This is a genomic window from Myxococcus dinghuensis (assembly GCF_024198235.1).
Taxonomy (GTDB): Bacteria; Myxococcota; Myxococcia; order Myxococcales; family Myxococcaceae; genus Myxococcus; species Myxococcus dinghuensis.
Genome location: NZ_JAKCFB010000022.1, coordinates 1 through 17,190, shown reverse-complemented (window position 1 = coordinate 17,190; position 17,190 = coordinate 1). Strand labels below are relative to the sequence as shown.

The window sequence follows — 17,190 nt, the reverse complement described above, 5'->3', positions numbered from 1 at the left end:
CGTCCCGGCGCGCGTTGAAGTGGTGGGCATGATGTTGAAGGGTGATTCATGTCTCAAGAACGCCACGGGTGCGTGCCCGGGCGCGTGGTGGAGGCTCGCGGCGGGTTGGCGAACTCCATGCCGGGACAGGGTGCCCCGGGTCGTTCTCCTCGGGCCGTCGCCAGGTTCGCCGTGTCTGGACGGCGCAACCTCGGTCGCCCTGTGGAGGCGCCCGACCAGGCAGGCGCGAATGAGCGCTTTTCTTCCGCAGGGCCCCGACACAGGATGCCGCCGGATGTCTCCGCGCGCTGGCCCTCGTCCCCGTTGTGATCGCTGCAACCTCCCGGTCCATCTGTGCCTGTGCACGGAGATTCCCCGGGTGGAGACGCGGACGCGGTTCCTCCTGGTCCAGCACGCGCTGGAGATCCGCAAGAAGAGCAACACGGGACGTGTGGCTTCGCTGGCGCTCGCCAACTCCGCGTTGCTCACCCATGGCTCGCCGAGCGATGCCCTGGACGCCTCGCTGCTCTCCGAGCCCGGGACCTGGCTGCTCTTCCCGGATGGCCCCACTGCCCCCGTGGATGCCCCGCCGCCCAGGCAGCTCGTGGTCCTCGATGGAAGCTGGTCCCAGGCCCGACGCATGAGCCAGCGGCTCCCTGTTCTCAGGACCCTGCCGCGTCTGGTGCTGCCGCCGCTGCCGCCCGGGCTGCTCCGGCTGCGCGAGCCCACGCACCCCGCGGGGATGTCCACCCTGGACGCCATCGCGCGCGCCGTCGCGCTGCTCGAGGGCCCGGAGACCGCCGAGCCCCTGGAACGGCTGGCCGCGCTGCGCGTGCAGCGAATCGCCGAGTGCGGCTCGTTGAACTGAGCCGCCCTTTCCGCATACCTCCCGGGTGGTATGGCCCGCCCTGTCCGGGAGTGGTTGCCTGAACCCCACGCGCGCCTCACTTCGAGAGGCGTGACGCCGGGCCGCGAGCGCGGCTCACAACCCGTGGGGGAACGTCATGGCCATCCAGTATGACCCGAGCATCATCCAGTCTCACGCCGCCGCGCTCTACGCGCAGGCCAGCCGCATCGTCTTCCGCTCCGGCGCCACCGGCTTCTTCGTGGGCGTGGTGGGAGGTGTCGCGGCGGGGCGTGGCGAGCAGGGACTGGTCTTCGCCTGCATCGGCGGCCTCGTCGGCGCGTTCATCGGCGTGAGCCTCGCGCGCGGCCGGGCGTTCGCGCTCCAGCTCCAGGCCCAGACGGCCCTGTGCCACGTGGCCATCGAGACCAACACCCGGCGGACCGCCGACTCGCTGGCCGAGGCCCCCCGCGCGCCGGAGGTCGCCCAGCTCTCCCAGGTCGGCTGAGCGCGTGTCGCGCGCCGGAGTCGCGAGGCGCTGTCAGGCGGATGTGACGCCGTGGCGCGACAGCGCCTCGCGAATCTCCCACTCGTAGACGCTCAGCCCGTCCCGGTGGAGATTGGGCAGCAGGTCCCCGAAGGCGTTCGCCTCCACGATGCGGTGGCCCTGGAAGTACTCCTCGAAGAGCAGATCGATGCCCACGTGGAGGCAATCATGGAGCCGCGCCACCTGACGGCAGCTCTCCAGCGCCGCCTCCCATTCGTTCCGGGGCACCGCCGCCTGCAACCGCTCCAGGTCCCCGCGCCACCCGCCCAGGTGCAGGTTGGTGATCGGCAGCCGGCTCTGGCGCACCACGATGAACGCGGGCTCACCCGCGACGACCAGGACGCGACAGTCGAAGAAGTCCCCGCCCAGCCGGGCCTTGAGGATGGAGCGCTCCACCTGCGAACCCTCGCGCAGCAGGAACCCGAGCACCTCCTCCACGCGCTCCGGCTCGACGATGCGGCGCACCTGGAGCGAGTTGTACCAACCCGCCGAGGCCTGCTCGACGGAGGTGAGCAACGATTCGCGCCCCCGCCGGCGCCGGAAGATGGCGAGGCACGAGGCCGACGAGCCACACGACACCTTCACGAACACCTCGCGGCAGTCCTCCTCCTCCATCCGCTCGCGCAGGGACGCCACGTCCGTCACGCCCTCCAGCGGCTCCGGGACGGGGATGCCTCGCGACGCGTAGCGCCGCGACGTGACGCGCTTGTCGAACAGGTCCGCGATGCTCCGGGGCTGCTGGAGCACCCGCCACCCCGGGCGCTCCGCGAAGCACGCGTCCAGCTCCGACAGGACGTCCAGGAAGCCCACGTGGGCCTGCCGGGGGCAGAGGATCCTCCCGTGGTCCTCCTCCAGCGCGTCCACCTGCGCGGGCGTGAGGACGGTGCATCCCAGCCCCACCGCGCCCGCGTAGCCCCGCTTCAGCAGGGCCTTCTCCACCGCCCAGCTCTCGCCCGCCGCGTCGATGCGGACGAGGGCCTCGGGGGCCGGCAGCCGCGTCAGGCGCGCCGGGTCCTCCAGCAGCTCCCGCCAGGGCACCACCGTCGCCGGTGGCAGCCCCTGTCGGGCCAGCGCGTCCTGGAACAGGGTGACGCGCCGGTTCTCCGCGTTGCCAATGAGGATGAAGGGCGGCGCCGCGGACATCCGGGGCTACTCGCCGACCGCCGAGTAGCGGTACTCCTCGTCGTACTCGCGCTGGCTGCCCGCCGCCACGCTCGGGCACAGCTTCGACACCAGCTTGGTGCCCGCTCCCGTCAGCGTGTTCTCACGGAAGTCCATGTGCTTGAGGTGCTTGAACGCCGCCGCGTTGTCCGCGAGCACCTGCGCGCCCGTGTCCGACAGCGTGCCCTTGGACAGGTCCAACTGCTCGAGCTGCGGGAGGACCTTCGCCTTCGGCAGCGCGTTGGCCAGCGCGTCCGTGAACTCGGAGTTGCACAGGCCCAGCTTCTTCAGGCTCGGCAGGCCCTTGCCGTCGAGGATGGGCTGGATGTCCTCCACGCCGCCCTCGGCGCCGTAGTTGTCGGAGCCGAACCAGATCTCCAACTTTTCCAGCTTCGGCCACTTCGCGCTCGCGATGGACTTCACCGCGGACAGGGGCAGGCCGCCGGACTCCACGATGAACTCACGCAGCTCCGGCAGGTCGACCTTCCCCAGCTCCGTCGAGCCGCCGCGCAGGCGCAGCGAGCGCAGGTTGGGCAGCACCTCGTACAGCGCCGAGACGTCGTTGATGTGCGACCAGGAGATCTCCGTCTCGTCCGGGTACTCGAAGTCACCCAGGAACAGGGACTGGAGGGTGGGGCGCGCGCCGCCCTTCGCGATGACCTCCGTCACGTCGTCGTAGGAGTTCTCCCCATCCATGTCCACCATGCCGACGGTGAGTGAGCGGAGGAAGCGCGCGGACGGGTGCGCCAGCAGCTTCTTCAGCGTCTCGGGGACGTCCAGCTCGGAGTCGTAGTCACCCTTCGCGATGCGCGCCTCGCGGATGAAGCCCAGGTGCCACTCCACCGACAGCTCCTCGTCCGACCAGGCCTTGGTGAGCCCGCCCAGGAGCAGCGCCTGGTGCTTCTTGATGTGCGCGTTCACCTGGCGCTTGGCGGTGCTGGCCTCGGCGCCAGTGGCCTTGCCCTGCGCGTGCTGCAGCGCGATGAGCTCGCCGCGCGGGTCGCCCTGGGCCTGTAGCCAGTCGCCATAGACGAGGTACGCGTCCGCGTCGTCCGGGTCCTTCAGGATGGCGGCCTCGAGCTCCGGGTTGGACGCGCCCGTCACGGACTTGCCGCCGTCCTCGTCGTCGTCCTCGCCGTCACCCTCGACCAGCGCGTAGCCCTTCTTCTCCTTCTCGCGGACGAGCTTGTCGTACTCCTTCTGGGCGGCCTCCTCGGAGTCGAACTCCTGGGTCTTCTCCTGGCCGTCGGTGCCGATGCGGCCCCACTTCGCGGTGAAGGAGTTGCCCTCGAGCGTGATCTCCCAGAACTTGTTGGAGCTACCTTCCTTGAACTCGTACCGCGGCATGGCCCGTCCTCTCCTGCGCCAGGCGTGGCGCGTCCCGACCGGACGCTAGAGAAGGCTTCGCGCAAGCTCAAGCGTTACGCCCGTCCATGCCTCCCAAGGTGCGTCCGGCTCCGAGGACCTCTCGGAGACCCGGGATTCCTCGGGGCTCGCCGGACCTTCGCGCGGCGCGTCGACGCGAGGGCAGGCGGCGCTCAGGTCGAGGCTGCGCAGGCTCACGCGCGGGTCCACCGCGGGCGTCTGCGAGAGCGATTCCCGCGCGGCGTCGATGCGCACCACGTCGATTCTCGCGCGGCGAGAGGATTCCGTGGCCTGGGCGAGCACCGTGCCCAGGTCCGGCAGGGTGAGGACCTCCGCGATGCCCCGGGCGCGCCACTCGCGCAGGAGCAGCTCGCACAGGCCCCGCTCCGCGTCGAGGGGCCCGGGGCCCGGCCGGTCCCAGATGAAGACGACCTGGAAGCGCAGGTCCTCCTCGCCCAGCCACACCGACAGCCGGCGCACCAGGCACAGCACCAGCCCGAGCGCCACGACCGCGCGCTGCCACCTCACCCCCGCGTCCTTGACCCGCGCCTCCGCGAAGCCCGCCGGTAACACGAAGGTCACGACCCGGCGGCGGCGGACGGCCACGCTCTCGTCGCGCGTGTAGTAGAGCAGCTCGCCCTCCACGTAGCGCACGTCGAACAGGTCCAGCGTGGGCTCGTCCTCCATGTAGACGAGCTCGGAGGTGACCAGGTTCTCCAGGCTGCCGACGTTCGAGACGGACGAGAAGCCGCCCTGGGGGAACGCGGCGTCGTCCTCGAGCGCGGTGGGCGTGGGGGCGGACGTCACGGCGCGGGCGCGCATGCGGGGTGGCAGGGCGCGCGACAGCGCCTCGGCGGCCTCCACCGCCTGCTCCAGCGCCAGCCGTTGCGCCTTGCCCTGCAGGTGCTCCAGGTTCTCCAGCGTGAAGGCCTCCGCGTCCCCGAGCAGCGCGTGGGCCCGACGCGCGCCTCGCGCCAGCGCCTCGTAGGCCTCCGCCAGGCGCTCCAGCCCGGGGCCGGGTTCGCGCAAGGCGACGTAGCCGGCTTGCAACAGCTCCGCGGGAGGCCGCTCCAGCGTGCGCCGGGCGAGCCCGGTGTTCACCGAGCGGCCCTCGGTGAAGCCGATGCGCGCGAGGATGCGGTTGGCGAGGAAGGCCATGCCCCGGGGGCGGAGCTCCTCGGGCAGGCGGGCGAGGGCGGCGGAGACCGCCTCGAGGTGTGGGTCCGCCGCCAGCCTCGCGAGCACGTGGTCGTCGTAGGCGCGCACCGCGGCGCGCAGCCGGGGCAGCGTGTCGGGGACGGGCAGGGCGTGTGCCAGGGGCTGCCCCGCGACGAGCCGTCCCAGGTCCCAGAGCAGCGCGGGCGGCGGCAGCGACGGCGACTCGGCGAGCGTGGCCAGCAGCCAGGGCACGCCCTTCGCCACCGCCTCCGCGTCGAGCCCCTCCTGCCGCGTCAGGCCCAACCCCGCGCACAACCACTGCTCCGTGTCCCGCGTGCCGCCCGACTCCGGTGCCGCCATGCCGCTCATGTATCACTTCCCAGGGGAGCGAGGCCTGGAGCGCGCGGCTCCAGCGCCTCGTGACGCGCCCGGCTCAGGTGAGGCCGAGCAGCCGGGGCACCTTCTCCTCGAGCAGGTCGATCTCCTCGCGCGTCTCCCCGAGGTACGACAGCAGTTGGAGGTCCTGCCGCTCCACCGCGCCGCCGTGGAAGATCCACGCGCGCGTGCGCAGCAGGCGGTAGAGCTTCACCAGCTTGCGGTCGCTGATGAACACGCCGTCCTCGCGCGTGAGGGTCTGGACGACGCGGCGGAACTCGCGCAGCAGCTCGTCCCGGAAGAAGAGGTCGCGGTCCCTCAGCTCGCGGCCCTCCGGCCCCGGCTCCTTGCGACCCATCATCAGCGTCAGGTAGCGGTGGGCCTTGAGGAGGTCCTCCAGCGTGGCGTGCCCCTCCGCCCACGGCTTCTGGTTCAGCTCGCGGTGGGTCTGCGACTCCAGGCCGGAGTCGAGCAGCTCCAGGAAGTAGCGGTCCTGCACCGGCCGGCACGCGGCCTTGAGGCAGAAGCGGTCCTTCAGGGCGCCCAGCTCCGCGTGCTCGGGCAGCTCGTTGGTGGCCGCGAAGAGCACCTTGAGCCGCACGGGCTGGGGCGCGCCGTCCTGGTAGAACTTGCGCTCGTTGATGACCGTGAGCAGCGCGTTGAGGATGGCGGAGCTGGCCTTGAAGACCTCGTCCAGGAAGACGAGCCGCGCGGTGGGCAGCTTGCCGCCCTCGCGGCGGATGTAGCGGCCCTGTCGCAACAGGTTGATGTCGATGGGGCCGAGCACCTCCGACGGCTCCGTGAAGCGCGTCAGCAGGTACTCGAAGTAGTCCTCGTTCGACAGCCCCAGCGCCTCGCGGAACTTGAGCACCAGGTCCGACTTCGCCGTGCCCGGAGGCCCCACCAGCAGCAGCGGCTCCTGCGCCACCGCCGCCACGGTCATCAGGTCCACCAGCGTCTGCTTGCCCACGAAGTGCCGTCCCAGCGCCAGCCGGAAGCGGTTGAGCCGCTCGCGCAAGCCCTGGGCCTCGCGCGCCAGGGCGTCGAAGCCCAGGGCGGCGATGGGGTCGGCGGCAGGCTCCTCCCGCCGGGGAAGACTGCTCATGTCCGTTCCTCCAACTCCCGGTGGACGCGTCGGCGCACCAGGAACTCGTCTTCGTCCAGCCAGCTCCGCGCCCGCTCCCCCGCGCCCTGGGCCAGCTCGACGTGGCCCATCACCAGGGTGTCCGCGAACTCGACGACGGAGAGGCAGAAGTGGCTATTGGTGTTGAAGCTGTCCGTCACGGTGGGCAGCGCCTCGGACAGCCGCGCGAGTCCGGGCAGCGCCACCTCCATGGGCGTGTGGGCCAGCGCGCCCGCGAGGCTGCGCGTCAGCGCCAGCCGATCCGGCAGCGCGCCCTGGGCCGCGGCGAGCGCGTCGAAGGCCTGACGGAAGACGGGCAGGGCCTCCTCCACGTGGCCGAGGGTCGCGAGCCCGGAGGCCACGCCGAGCCGCGCGGCCAGGGGGGCCTTGGCGTGTGTCAGCAGCCGCCGCGACGCGTCCACCAACTGTCCCGACTGGCGCGTGAGCCCCACCCGGCGCAACCCCCGGAGGCTCGCCTCGAGGATGCCCTGTCCCCACGCGGGAGACTCCGGCGCGAGCCCCGCCAGGACCTCGCGCAGCCGCGCGGCGAGCGAGGTCGCGCGGTCGGCGCGGCCGAAGAGGGCGGTCAGCGAGAGGGCATCTCCCAGGAGCCGGGCCTGCACCTCGCCGGGCAGCGCGTCGACCGCGTGGACGAGCTGATCCATCAGCGGCAGCGCCCGGGCGGGGGCCAGGCGCGGCAGCGTCTCCAGCAGTCCGCCGATGAGTCGCTGCTGCTCCGCGGCCTGCAGGCGAGGCGCGGTCGCCCGCTTCACGAGCGCCTGCACCGTGGCGGTCACCTCCCGGACGTCCTGGAGATCCCTCAGCGCGGCGAACTCCTCGCCCCGCAGGTCGCGCGTGCCACGGCCGAACGCGCGCGCCGGGTCCAGCCGCTCGCTGGGCTCCAGCAGCGCGGAGGCCTGTCGCAGCCGGTCCACCTTGTAGCGCTGGAACGAGGCCAGCGCGTTGAGCTCCGCGGCGATGGCGGGCGGAAGCGGGGCCTCGAGCGGCTGCCCCTCGAGCGCCTGGTCCACGCGCGCGGCATAGGCCCGCAGGAAGAAGCCGTGGATGGGCTCCTTCGCGTCGAGCGCCCGGGTCGCGGCCTCCGCGAGCGCGCGGGCGCCGTCGGACTGGCCGAGCCTCGCCATGCCGCAGGCGAAGACGAAGCGCACGTAGGCCTGCGTCAGCTCCTGCGGCGCCTCGACGGACGAGCGGCGCCGCGCCGTGCGCTCGAAGCGCTCGCGCAGGGCGCCGAGCTGGGCGGTGAGGCGGGGCAGGTCCGCCGCGTTCCCGCTGCCGCGCAGGAAGCGCGGGACGTCGCGAGACGGCGACAGGCCCCGTTGCAGCATCCCCAGCAGGCGATCTCCCGCCCGCGCCAGCCCCAGCGCGTCGCCGCCGGCCAGCGCGTCCAGCGCGGTGCGCGACAGCCAGAGTGAGCGCACGTCGAGCGCCGTGTCGTGGTGGTCCAGCCAGCGCTGGAGCGCGGGGACGCTGCCCGGCGCCGTGGCGGGGTCGGTCCTCACGGCCCGGACGAGCTGGCTGACGACGACGCGCACCTCGTCCTCGGAGGGCGCGTCGCGCCCCAGCAGCGCCTCGGGGGTGTCGCTGGCGCGGCGCTCGGCGTGGGCCCAGCGTGTCGCGAGCGCGCCGGCCTCTTCGCCCGTCGCCTCCCAGAGCACGCGGGTCCAGCACAGGGCCGCGTCGCGTCCCCGGCCCAACTGGCCGTTCAGCTCGGCCATGCGCACCCAGAGCCGCTGTCGCTCGGGCGCGTCCGGTGGCTCCTCCAGGGAGAGGAAGGTCTTCTCCACCTGGGTCAGCTCCTCCTCGGCCGCGCTGAGCTGCGCGGGAGTGAGGGTCGCCAGGGTGGGCCCCGGGTCGGGGGCGGGCGTGGCCGCCTTCGCCGCGCGCACGGGCGTCGCCTGGGCGGGCGCGGCCCGGCGGGAGCGACGCGTGTCGGGCTCGGCCTCGTCCCTGCCCGCGGCTGGCGCGGGCAGGCCCCCGCCCACGAGCCACTCGCCGCTGGCCGCCTCGATGGCCTCGAAGTCGAACGTCGCGCCCTTCATCCAGGCCGTCAGCTCCGCCGCGCCTCCCTCCACCACGTAATCCACCCAGGTGTCGAGCGGCTGGAAGGCCTTCTCGGGCAGTCGCTCGGCGCGGAAGCCGCCGTTGCCCGTGGGGTGCAGCCAGGTGACGGTGTCGGCCTCGGGCGTGAGCAGGGCGCGCAGCCGATCTCTCCGCACGGGAGGCTCGAGGAGCCCGTCACAGGGCAGGTAGAGGTCGGCCAGTTGCGGCAGGGGCGCGTAGGCCATGCCGGAGAGGCCCAGCTCGGGCGGGCGCTCGCGGCCCCCCGCGCGGGCGCGCAGGACGATGACGGGCGCGTCGGGTGTGCCGGCCACCGCGAAGCGCAGCTGCGCCAGGAGCCCCTCCGGGAGCGTGTGCACCAGCGACTCCACCTGGGCCACGGCCTCCTCTCGCAGCACCCAGAGGCTCGCGGCCTCCGTCCGCGCCGCGCGCGTCAGGCGCAGCGGCACCGACAGTCGCGCCGTCGCGGCGCGCGGCGTCCAGTCCTCCGCGGGCTCCGGCAGCACCAGGTCCGTCAGTTGATAGAGGTCGGTCCAGGGGCCATCCGGCAGCGTGAGCCAGGGGCCCCGGGCCGGGACGAGCAGCAGCGTCCCCGCCGCGGGCTGGAGCGTGCGCGCCAGGGGATGGACATGGCCCAGCTCCACCCAGACGGACGTCCGCCCGGGCACCGCCGGGACGAAGGCGCGCAGGCCCCCCGCGTGGTCCATGGCGCGGGTGAGGGTGAAGTAGGGCGGCGACATCGCGCGCAGCAGCGCGCCCTGGCGAGCCCCCTTCCGGGCGAAGCAGGCCTCCTGCCGGTCGCAGCCCAGGCGCAACAGCTCGCCGGCGAGCGGCAGGAGCGCCTCTGGCTCCGAGGGGAGGAACAGCACCGCGCCGCCCAGCGCGCCATCGAGCGGAGCCGGGCGCGTGGCGAGCACCTCCGCCCAGCAGCTCACCTCCGTGCCTCCCCGGGACGATTTGGGCGCGGGGCGGATGCCGAGCTCACCGAGCCGCGTGAGCACGGCCTTCGCCACGGCCACCTCGGGGGCGACGTGCAGCTCGCCCGCGTCGGTGCGGTGCACGCGCGCGGGCGCGGCCTGGACTTCCGGAGGGACGATTCGGGAGGTCAGCGCCAGTTGGAGCGCTTCCTCGCTGGGGAAGACGAGCGTGGACATCAGGCCTTCTGGCCCACCTTTCCGGTGGCCTCCTCGGCCGTGGCCGAGGCTTCCGCGGCCTGTCCGGCCGGCGTGTCGCGCTGGACGATGACGCGGCCCAGCTCCGAGGCCTCGAGCGCGCCGCCCGCGATGAGCTGGTCCACGAGGCGGCGATGCTCCTCCTCGTGCTCCATGGGCAGGGCGTCCGAGTCGCTCTCGTACTGGATGACGACGTCCTTGCGGCCCGTCGCCGGGTCCACCACGAGTCGGAGGATGAGGCTAGCCATGGAGGGACTCCTTCCTCGCCGGGGGCGAGGGGGTGAGGTGCCCGAAGGCCTCGCGGTCCAGCACCTTGCGTTCGATGAGCAGGTCGCGCAGGGCGACCAGCCGGTCCTGCTCGCGCGCGAGGATGTCCCGCGCCCGCGCCCGCTGCACCGCGAGCACCTCCTGGACGGCCGCCTCCAACGTCGCGCGCGTGGCGTCCGACAGCGCGTGCCGCTCGCCGTCGCGCCCCGGGGCCTCGAAGCGGCGCACGGGGACGCCGTCGCCGCCCATCCCCAGCTCCTCCACCAGCTCGCGGGCCAGGTCCGTGGCGCGCTCCAGGTCGTGCGCGCTCCCCAGCGACAGGTCGTCGAGCAGCAGCGCCTCCGCCTCGCGCCCGCCGAACAGCATGCAGATGCGGTCCAGGAGCTGCCCGCGGGTCACGACGTAGCGGTGCGCGGGGTCCGCGTACTGCACGAAGCCGAGCGAGCCGGCCAGGTCTCCGCGGATGCTGATGCGGTCGATGGGCGGCGCGTTCGGGCAGAACAGCGCGCACAAGGCGTGGCCGGCCTCGTGCGTGGCGACGACGCGCTCCTCGGCGGGCGTGAGCTCCGGCCGGTCCAGGAAGTCCGTGAGCGCGCGCTCCACGTCCACCGCCTCCGTGGGCCCCCGCATGCCCTCGCGCAGCCGGCGCCGCGCCAGGGCCCGGCAGAGCGCCTGGATGTGGTCACCGGAGAAGCGCGAGCCCGTGCCCTCCACCCGATCCCCCGTGCGCTTCACCGCGTAGTCCAGCGCCCGCTCCGTCATCTCCAGGCCCAGCTTCCGGTCGTAGATGGAGAGGATGGCCCGGCGGTCCGTGCTGTTGGGGTAGGGGATGCACAACTGGAACTCGAAGCGGCCCGGACGCAGCAGCGCGGGGTCCAGCGACTCCACGAAGTTGGTGGTGCCCACCACGAAGACCAGCTCGTCCTTGCGGAAGCCGTCCATCTCCGTGAGCAGCTGGTTCACCATGGAGTGCTCCACGCCGGAGCCGGTGAAGGTGCCGCGCGCGGCGGCGAAGGAGTCCAGCTCGTCGAAGATGATGATGCTGGGGGCCGCCTGCCGCGCCTTCACGAAGATCTGCCGCAGGTTCTCCTCGCTCTCGCCCACCCAGCGGCTCTTGAGCTCCGGACCGCTCACCACCTGGACGGCCGCGCCGAGCGAGGACGCCATGGCCTTGGCGAAGAGCGTCTTGCCGGTGCCGGGCGGGCCCCAGAAGATCATCCCGCGCGGCAGCAGGCCCTCCACGCGCTTGATGGCCTCCGGGTCGCTCAGCCCCTCCTTGTGCGCGAGCACGTCGAGGATCTCCCGCTGGATGCGCTCCTTGACCTTCGCGTAGCCGCCGATGTCCGCGTGCAGGTCCAGCTCCGGCACGTTGAGCGAGCCGCTCAGCGTGGCCGACCGCAACTGCGCGGCGGCGGGCCGCGCGTCCGTCGGGTAGTCCTCGCCGGAGATGGCGCCCAGCAGGCGCCGCAGCCGCACCGCGTTCACCCCGGACACGTGCTTGTAGAGGGAGTACGGCTGGAGGCCCCGGCCGAACTTGCGGGACTCGCGCTGGGTGACCAGGAAGCGCAGCCGCTCCCGACTCACCCCGAGGATGCTCTCCTTGTGGGGGAACAGGTTCTCGATGACGCGAGGCAGGGGGAAGGACGGGTCCTTGAAGCCCACCCAGAGCATCTCCGGGTTCTCGTAGAGGAGCGGAATCACCTCGCGCGCCTCGGAGGTGAGGCCGCCGCTGGTGGTGGTGAGCAGGTCCAGGTGCGGCAGCACGACGATGCGCTCGCGGACCGCGCCGCGCACCGCGTCCCGAAGCTGGGCGATGAGCACCGCCATCATGCTGGGCGCGGGCATGCCCGGTGGAGGCTCCGCCGCGGCGCGCCCGTCCAGATAGAGGAACTGCCGCCCGTCCTTCTTCAGCCGGTCGCGCAGGCACTTGTAGAAGTACGGCGTCAGCTCCTTGTCCGCCTCCACCATGACGGGCAGGCCCCGCAGCAGCGCCTCGCAGACGCGGCCCAGCTCCGCCGGATAGGCGGCCTCCACCGCGGCGAAGGGCGTCAGCTCCGAGGGCAGCGCCTCCTCGGGGACACGAACGCTCATACGCGCACCTTGATGGTGAGCGAGCCTGTCGCCGCGTCCTCGTGGACCTCCTCCACCGTGCCCAGCTGCGCGGCGCGGACCTTGAGGGCCTCGGCGGTCACCTTGTTGGACACCGCGTCCAGCTCGCCCTTGAGGTCGCGCAGGCGTCCCTCGAGCTGGCGGGTGACGTCCTCGCGCAGCCGCTCCTTGGCATCCTCGGCCTGGTCGGCGAGCCGCTCGCGGGCCCGCTCGAGCAGCTTCTCCCGCTCCTCCGTCGTCCCGCCGGCCCGGGTCTCCGAGGCGCCGTCCACGTGGGCCGTCAGCGACACCTCCTGCGCCCCCGAGAGCGTGACGCTGACGTCACCCGTGGTGACGTCCACGGCGACGCGGACGCCGTCGGCCTCCGTGCGCACGGCGACGTCGCCCTCGCGCGCGAAGCCCCGGCGCTCCAGCTCCGCGGAGAGCAGGCCGGCCAGCTCCTCGCGGCCGAGCAGCGGCAGCAGCTCCAGCTTGGAGCAGACGCCGTCCTCGGCCTGCACCACGCGGTTGAGGGACTCGGAGACGGAGATGCGATAGGCGCGGCTCATGGGGCGCTCTCGGAGGAAGGGGGGGGCAGGGTATCCGGAATCGGCTCGGATGGAGACAGGGACGTGGCCAGCTCGCGCTCCCGCTCCGCCGCGAGGCGGAAGCCGGCCTCCCCCATGGAGGACCATTCCGACAGGAGCCGCTGCGCGACGTCGTAGTCGTCGTCGAAGAAGCGCACCGCGCGGTGCTCGGCGTCCCAGGCCGCCAGCCGTCCGAGCGCACGCAGGCCCGCTCCCGCGGCGCGGCTGGCCTCGGCCCGGGAGGACAGCGAGGCCCGGGAGAGCGCCAACCCGGCCACCCAGCGCGAGGCGGGGCGCGCCAGCAGGGGGCGCAACGCGTCCAGCAGGAACCCGGCGAGGTCCCGGCGCCGGGCCGCCTCCGCCGCGCCGAGGAAGGCCCCGAGCACGTGCTCCTGCGCGTGGCCCAGGGCCACGAGCTTCTCGGGGTCGCCCACCGCGGGCTTGGCCTCCTCCACGGCGCGCCAGCGCAGGGCCAGGTCGTCCTGGAGCGCCTCCAGGAGCCAGCCTCCCTGGGCCAGCAGCGGGGCGAAGGACGCGGGAGTGGGACGCACCGGGGCCTCGGTGAACAGGTCGGGGAAGCCGAGCCGGCACAGGGCGGAGCGTTGGAACTGGGGCTGCGCGCCCACGCCCTGGGCGCAGGCGGTGCCCATCACGAGCCGGCACACGCGATAGAGGAAGAGCTCGTCGGCGGTCGTGGGCTCCGCGTCGACGTCCAGGGGCAGGTGGCCGTGTACGGCGAGCGGCTGCTCCAGCAGCCAGCGCAGCGTGTGGAAGCAGAGGGCGGAGAAGCGCAGCGGCGGCGGCGCGTGCCGCTCCCACAGCCGCCCCGTCCTGCCCTCGGGCGTGGACAGGTGGAAGCGCCGCCGCCAGCCCCCGGTCCGGGCCAGCGAGAGGAGGGTCCCCTTGGACAGCGTGTCGCGCAGCGCGCGCGCCGCGCCGGGGCTGAGCCGGGCGGGATGCGCGTGACGATCCCGCAACAAGTCCTCCACGGGGGCGTAGTGGCCCGGACCCATGACGGCGCGGGCCAGCGTGAGCAGCGCGTATTCGGAGGGCGAGACGCGAATCATGGCCGCAGCCGGTTGGCCAGGGCGGGCCAGCCGTTGATGATGACCCGCCCCTCGACCAGGTGGACCTCCGCCGTGTTGGGCGCGGTGAAGGTCGGGTCCTCCGGGGCATAGCGGGGAGAGAGGAAGTGCATGACCTGGTTGCTCGAGCCGATCCACCGGCGCTGCTGCTCGGGCAGGTCCTTCTCGTAGCGGCCATCCACCAGCAGGTCGAGCGTGGCGAGCAGTCGCTCGACGTCCGGTCGTCCCTGTGCGCGCAGCTCCGCGAGCGTGTAGCCGCTGAACACCATGACGCTCAGGCCTGCGGCGCGCACGCGCTCGCACAGCTCCGCGACGGGGCCCGTCTGCGCGAAGGGCTCTCCTCCGAGCACGGACAGGCCCTCGATGCCGGGCGTGGCTAGCACCTGCGCCGCCAGCGCCTCCGCCGTCGTGACGGTGCCGCGCTCGGCCGCGAACATCTCCGGGTTGCAGCAGCCCGGGCAGCGCAGGGGGCAGCCCTGGACCCACACCGCGAAGCGGAGCCCCGGCCCCTCCGCCTCCGTGCGGGGGACGAGCTGGGCCACCCGGAGGACGGGGGCGACGGCGGACATGGGAGACGCGGAGGACATGGGCCGGCCCGCAGCATGCCAGGACGGCACGGCGTGGGGGAGGGGCGGAGCGACCGGGGGCTCGCGGCGGCCACGGGACCCGGCCTCCCGGCGCGGGTCCACCGGCACGCCCAGGTGGGGGCCACGTCGATTCTTCCCGCCGGTGGGCGCGCTTTTCCCTCGGACGGTGGTGGGCTTCCGTGGCCGGGGAAGGGCGCGCACCAACAACCGCGACGGCGCGGGAGGAGTGGGCGCGGGCCGGCCCACGGTGGGTGGCGCGCAACGAGCAACGTCCTGGTCCCGGGGGGAGGGACGGACGAAGTCAAACCCAGACACACGACGGAATCCCCCTACGAAGTGGCGTGAACCGCACGGGGCTGGCGCGGGGTGTTTCGCGCGTCAGGGTTGGAGGTTTGGGGCACGAAAGGTCGGCGCCCGGGTTGCAATGCCCGGCGGCAGCTGGAATCAGCCAGCGCTTGTTGGAGCAGTACTCATGAAAGCATTGAAGACCGCAGTCGCCGCCGCCACCGTTGCCGCCGCCCTCGCGACCTCGTCCGCGCACGCGGCGACCGCGACCGCGAACCTGACCGTTTCGGCCACCGTCGGGTCGGCCTGCAGCATCACCTCCGGGACGCTGAACTTCGGGACGTACGACCCCATCATCATCAACTCGACCATGGGCGTGGATCTGCTCAGCTCCGGCTCGCTCACCGTGACGTGCACCCTGCTGGGCAGCGCGGTCGTGACGCTCGGCCAGGGCTCCAACGCGGGGACGGGTTCGACGGACGCGGTGCCGCTGCGCCGGATGAAGAACACCACCTCCAACGACTACCTCAGCTACTTCCTCTACCAGGACGTGTCGCGCCTGGTGGTGTGGGGCAACACCGCCGGCTCCGGCCTGCCGTACCTGGGCACCGGTCTGCCGGTCCCCGTGCTGGTCTACGGCACCGTCCCGAAGGGCCAGAACGTCCCCTCCGGCACCTACAACGACACGGTCGTCGCCACGCTGACGTTCTGAGGCAAGTGCCCGTGGATGCGCGACGTCCTCGTTGGGTGGGTGGCCCGCTGGCCCTGGCCGACCTGGCCTTGTTGGCCCCCCGGTCCGTGAGGGTGTCGCGGCATTCGAGGTGAGTCCCGCCCGGTAGGAGTGGGGCGGGAGTCGCGCGCGGTGGTGTCGAGCGTCCGGCGCCGTCGTCCGAGACCCAGCGGTTCCAGGGCTCGGCGCATCCGTGGAGCCAGGACGACGAGGGGCGCGCGGCGCTCCATCCCGCGCGGGAGCTGTGCTCCGTCCCGTCGATGGTGACGCTGGGGCCAGGGGAGTCCCGTCCCGACCGGGGCGGAGTCTCCTCGGCTCCACGGGAAGCAGCGCGCTCCTTCCAGCACATCGTCGGAGGCCGACCCGCGTGAGGCTCCAGGCCGCGCCAGCGGTCGGCGCCGGCGCGCGGACGTGGCACCGCGGGGGAGTCCATGCGCCCGATGCGCGCGTGCTCCCCTCGCTCCGTGGCGGGGCTCGCCTGCCCGAGGGTCCTTCGAGTCGCGAGGACGTCCTCGGTGCTGGGTGGGGCGCGCACTCACGTCGCCAGCGACTCCACGTCCATGTCGGTGCGGCCGCGGCGCGCAGACCCGCGAAGCGCTGTGCTCGGCGGGGCGCGCGCCCTGGCATGGACTCGTGCGAGCGCGTGTACCCAGCCCTCCCTCGCGAGGCATCCGGCACGCCGAGGCGAGGCGCGCGTTGACTCTTCTGTCGGATGGGCGAGCTTTTCCCTACGACGGAAGAGTCCTTCCACGATCGAGGAAGCGCGACGCACCGCCTGCAGCGGTGGCGCTCGCGGCGTGGGCTCGCGGTGGCTCAGCGTGGGTGGCGCGCAGCGAGCATCGTCCTGGTCCCGGGGGGAGGGGCGGTCAAAGACAAACGCAGACATGCGACGGCATTCCCATACGAAGTGGCGTGAATCATACGGGCCCGTCACGGCGTGGTGCGCGCGGCGCGTGTGGGACCCCGGTGCGTGGAGCGTCGGCTCCGGGGTTGCAATGCCCGGCGGCAGCTGGAATCAGCCAGCGCTTGTTGGAGCAGTACTCATGAAAGCATTGAAGACCGCAGTCGCCGCCGCCACCGTTTCCGCCGCCCTCCTCGCGACCTCTTCCGCGCACGCGGCGACCGCGACCGCCAACCTGACCGTGACGGCCACCGTCGGGTCGGCCTGCAGCATCAGCTCCGGGACCCTCAACTTCGGGACGTACGACCCCATCATCGTCAACTCGAGCCTGGGCGTGGACCTGCTCGGCTCTGGCTCGCTCACCGTGCAGTGCACCCTGCTGGGCAGCGCGGTCATCACGCTCGGCCAGGGCTCCAACGCGGGGACGGGTTCGACGGACGCGGTGCCGCTGCGCCGGATGAAGAACACCACCTCCAACAACTTCCTCAACTACTACCTCTACCAGGACGTGACGCGCCTGGTGGTGTGGGGCAACACCGCCGGCTCCGGCCTGCCGTACCTGGGCACCGGTCTGCCGGTCCCCGTGCTGGTCTACGGCACCGTCCCGAAGGGCCAGAACGTCCCCTCTGGCACCTACAACGACACGGTCGTCGCCACGCTGACGTTCTGAGGTAGGCCCCCATGGATACGCGGCGTTCTTGTCGGACGGGTGGCCTGCTGGCCCTGGCGCTGATGGCTTGGGTCATTCCTGGTCGTGGGGATGCCGCGGCATTCGAGGTGAATCCCGTCCGGTTGGAGTTGGATGGTGAGTCGCGCGCGGTGGTGTTGAGCGTCCGGAACCAGTCGTCCGAGACCCA

At 72.8% G+C, this 17,190-nt stretch carries 14 protein-coding genes; 4 read left to right on the top strand and 10 right to left on the bottom strand.

Annotation, left to right across the window (positions count from 1 at the left end; genetic code table 11):
• The first annotated feature begins 274 nt into the window (after positions 1–274).
• Together LZ198_RS26030 and LZ198_RS26025 are read left to right on the top strand one after the other, a co-directional pair.
• The gene (locus tag LZ198_RS26030) at positions 275–847 is read left to right on the top strand and encodes a tRNA-uridine aminocarboxypropyltransferase (RefSeq protein WP_253974757.1); all 573 of its coding nucleotides are present in this window, start codon (positions 275–277) and stop codon (positions 845–847) included.
• 136 nt (positions 848–983) lie between these two features.
• On the top strand, positions 984–1,331 hold the full coding sequence (locus LZ198_RS26025) for a hypothetical protein (protein WP_253974756.1): 348 nt from the start codon (positions 984–986) through the stop codon (positions 1,329–1,331).
• A gap of 33 nt (positions 1,332–1,364) precedes the next feature.
• Here LZ198_RS26025 and LZ198_RS26020 read toward each other — a convergent pair whose 3' ends face one another.
• From LZ198_RS26020 to LZ198_RS25975, 10 genes are all read right to left on the bottom strand, one after another.
• The gene (locus LZ198_RS26020) at positions 1,365–2,513 is read right to left on the bottom strand and encodes an STM4014 family protein (RefSeq protein ID WP_253974755.1); all 1,149 of its coding nucleotides are present in this window, start codon (positions 2,511–2,513) and stop codon (positions 1,365–1,367) included.
• A 6-nt stretch (positions 2,514–2,519) separates the two neighbouring features.
• Complete coding sequence (locus tag LZ198_RS26015) at positions 2,520–3,878, bottom strand: WGR domain-containing protein (RefSeq protein ID WP_253974754.1); 1,359 nt, start codon at positions 3,876–3,878, stop codon at positions 2,520–2,522.
• Between the two features lie 45 nt (positions 3,879–3,923).
• Complete coding sequence (locus LZ198_RS26010) at positions 3,924–5,423, bottom strand: hypothetical protein (RefSeq protein ID WP_253974753.1); 1,500 nt, start codon at positions 5,421–5,423, stop codon at positions 3,924–3,926.
• Positions 5,424–5,487: 64 nt separating this feature from the next.
• Positions 5,488–6,534, bottom strand: coding sequence for an AAA family ATPase (locus LZ198_RS26005; protein ID WP_253974752.1), 1,047 nt, complete (start codon positions 6,532–6,534; stop codon positions 5,488–5,490).
• A complete protein-coding gene (locus LZ198_RS26000) occupies positions 6,531–9,785 on the bottom strand; it encodes a hypothetical protein (protein ID WP_253974751.1) in 3,255 nt (1,084 codons plus the stop codon). The genes LZ198_RS26005 and LZ198_RS26000 overlap by 4 nt, the downstream gene beginning before the upstream one ends.
• Positions 9,785–10,051: a hypothetical protein gene (locus LZ198_RS25995; RefSeq protein ID WP_253974750.1), complete on the bottom strand. Its 267-nt coding sequence runs from the start codon at positions 10,049–10,051 to the stop codon at positions 9,785–9,787. The genes LZ198_RS26000 and LZ198_RS25995 overlap by 1 nt, the downstream gene beginning before the upstream one ends.
• A complete protein-coding gene (locus tag LZ198_RS25990; RefSeq protein ID WP_253974749.1) occupies positions 10,044–12,161 on the bottom strand; it encodes an AAA family ATPase in 2,118 nt (705 codons plus the stop codon). Before LZ198_RS25990 ends, LZ198_RS25995 begins: the two co-directional genes overlap by 8 nt.
• On the bottom strand, positions 12,158–12,727 hold the full coding sequence (locus LZ198_RS25985) for a hypothetical protein (protein WP_253974748.1): 570 nt from the start codon (positions 12,725–12,727) through the stop codon (positions 12,158–12,160). Before LZ198_RS25985 ends, LZ198_RS25990 begins: the two co-directional genes overlap by 4 nt.
• Positions 12,724–13,812 carry a hypothetical protein gene (locus tag LZ198_RS25980; protein ID WP_253974747.1) on the bottom strand — a complete coding sequence of 363 codons (1,089 nt, stop codon included), beginning with the start codon at positions 13,810–13,812 and terminating at the stop codon, positions 12,724–12,726. Before LZ198_RS25980 ends, LZ198_RS25985 begins: the two co-directional genes overlap by 4 nt.
• Positions 13,809–14,417, bottom strand: a complete 609-nt coding sequence (locus LZ198_RS25975) for a 4Fe-4S single cluster domain-containing protein (protein ID WP_253974746.1) — start codon at positions 14,415–14,417, stop codon at positions 13,809–13,811. The genes LZ198_RS25980 and LZ198_RS25975 overlap by 4 nt, the downstream gene beginning before the upstream one ends.
• A gap of 472 nt (positions 14,418–14,889) precedes the next feature.
• Here LZ198_RS25975 and pru (LZ198_RS25970) point away from each other — a divergent pair, with 472 nt between their 5' ends.
• Positions 14,890–15,414 carry a fruiting body development fimbrial-like coat protein PRU gene (pru, locus tag LZ198_RS25970; protein ID WP_253974745.1) on the top strand — a complete coding sequence of 175 codons (525 nt, stop codon included), beginning with the start codon at positions 14,890–14,892 and terminating at the stop codon, positions 15,412–15,414.
• 1,061 nt (positions 15,415–16,475) lie between these two features.
• Positions 16,476–17,003, top strand: a complete 528-nt coding sequence (gene pru / locus LZ198_RS25965; RefSeq protein ID WP_253974744.1) for a fruiting body development fimbrial-like coat protein PRU — start codon at positions 16,476–16,478, stop codon at positions 17,001–17,003.
• Positions 17,004–17,190 lie beyond the last annotated feature (187 nt).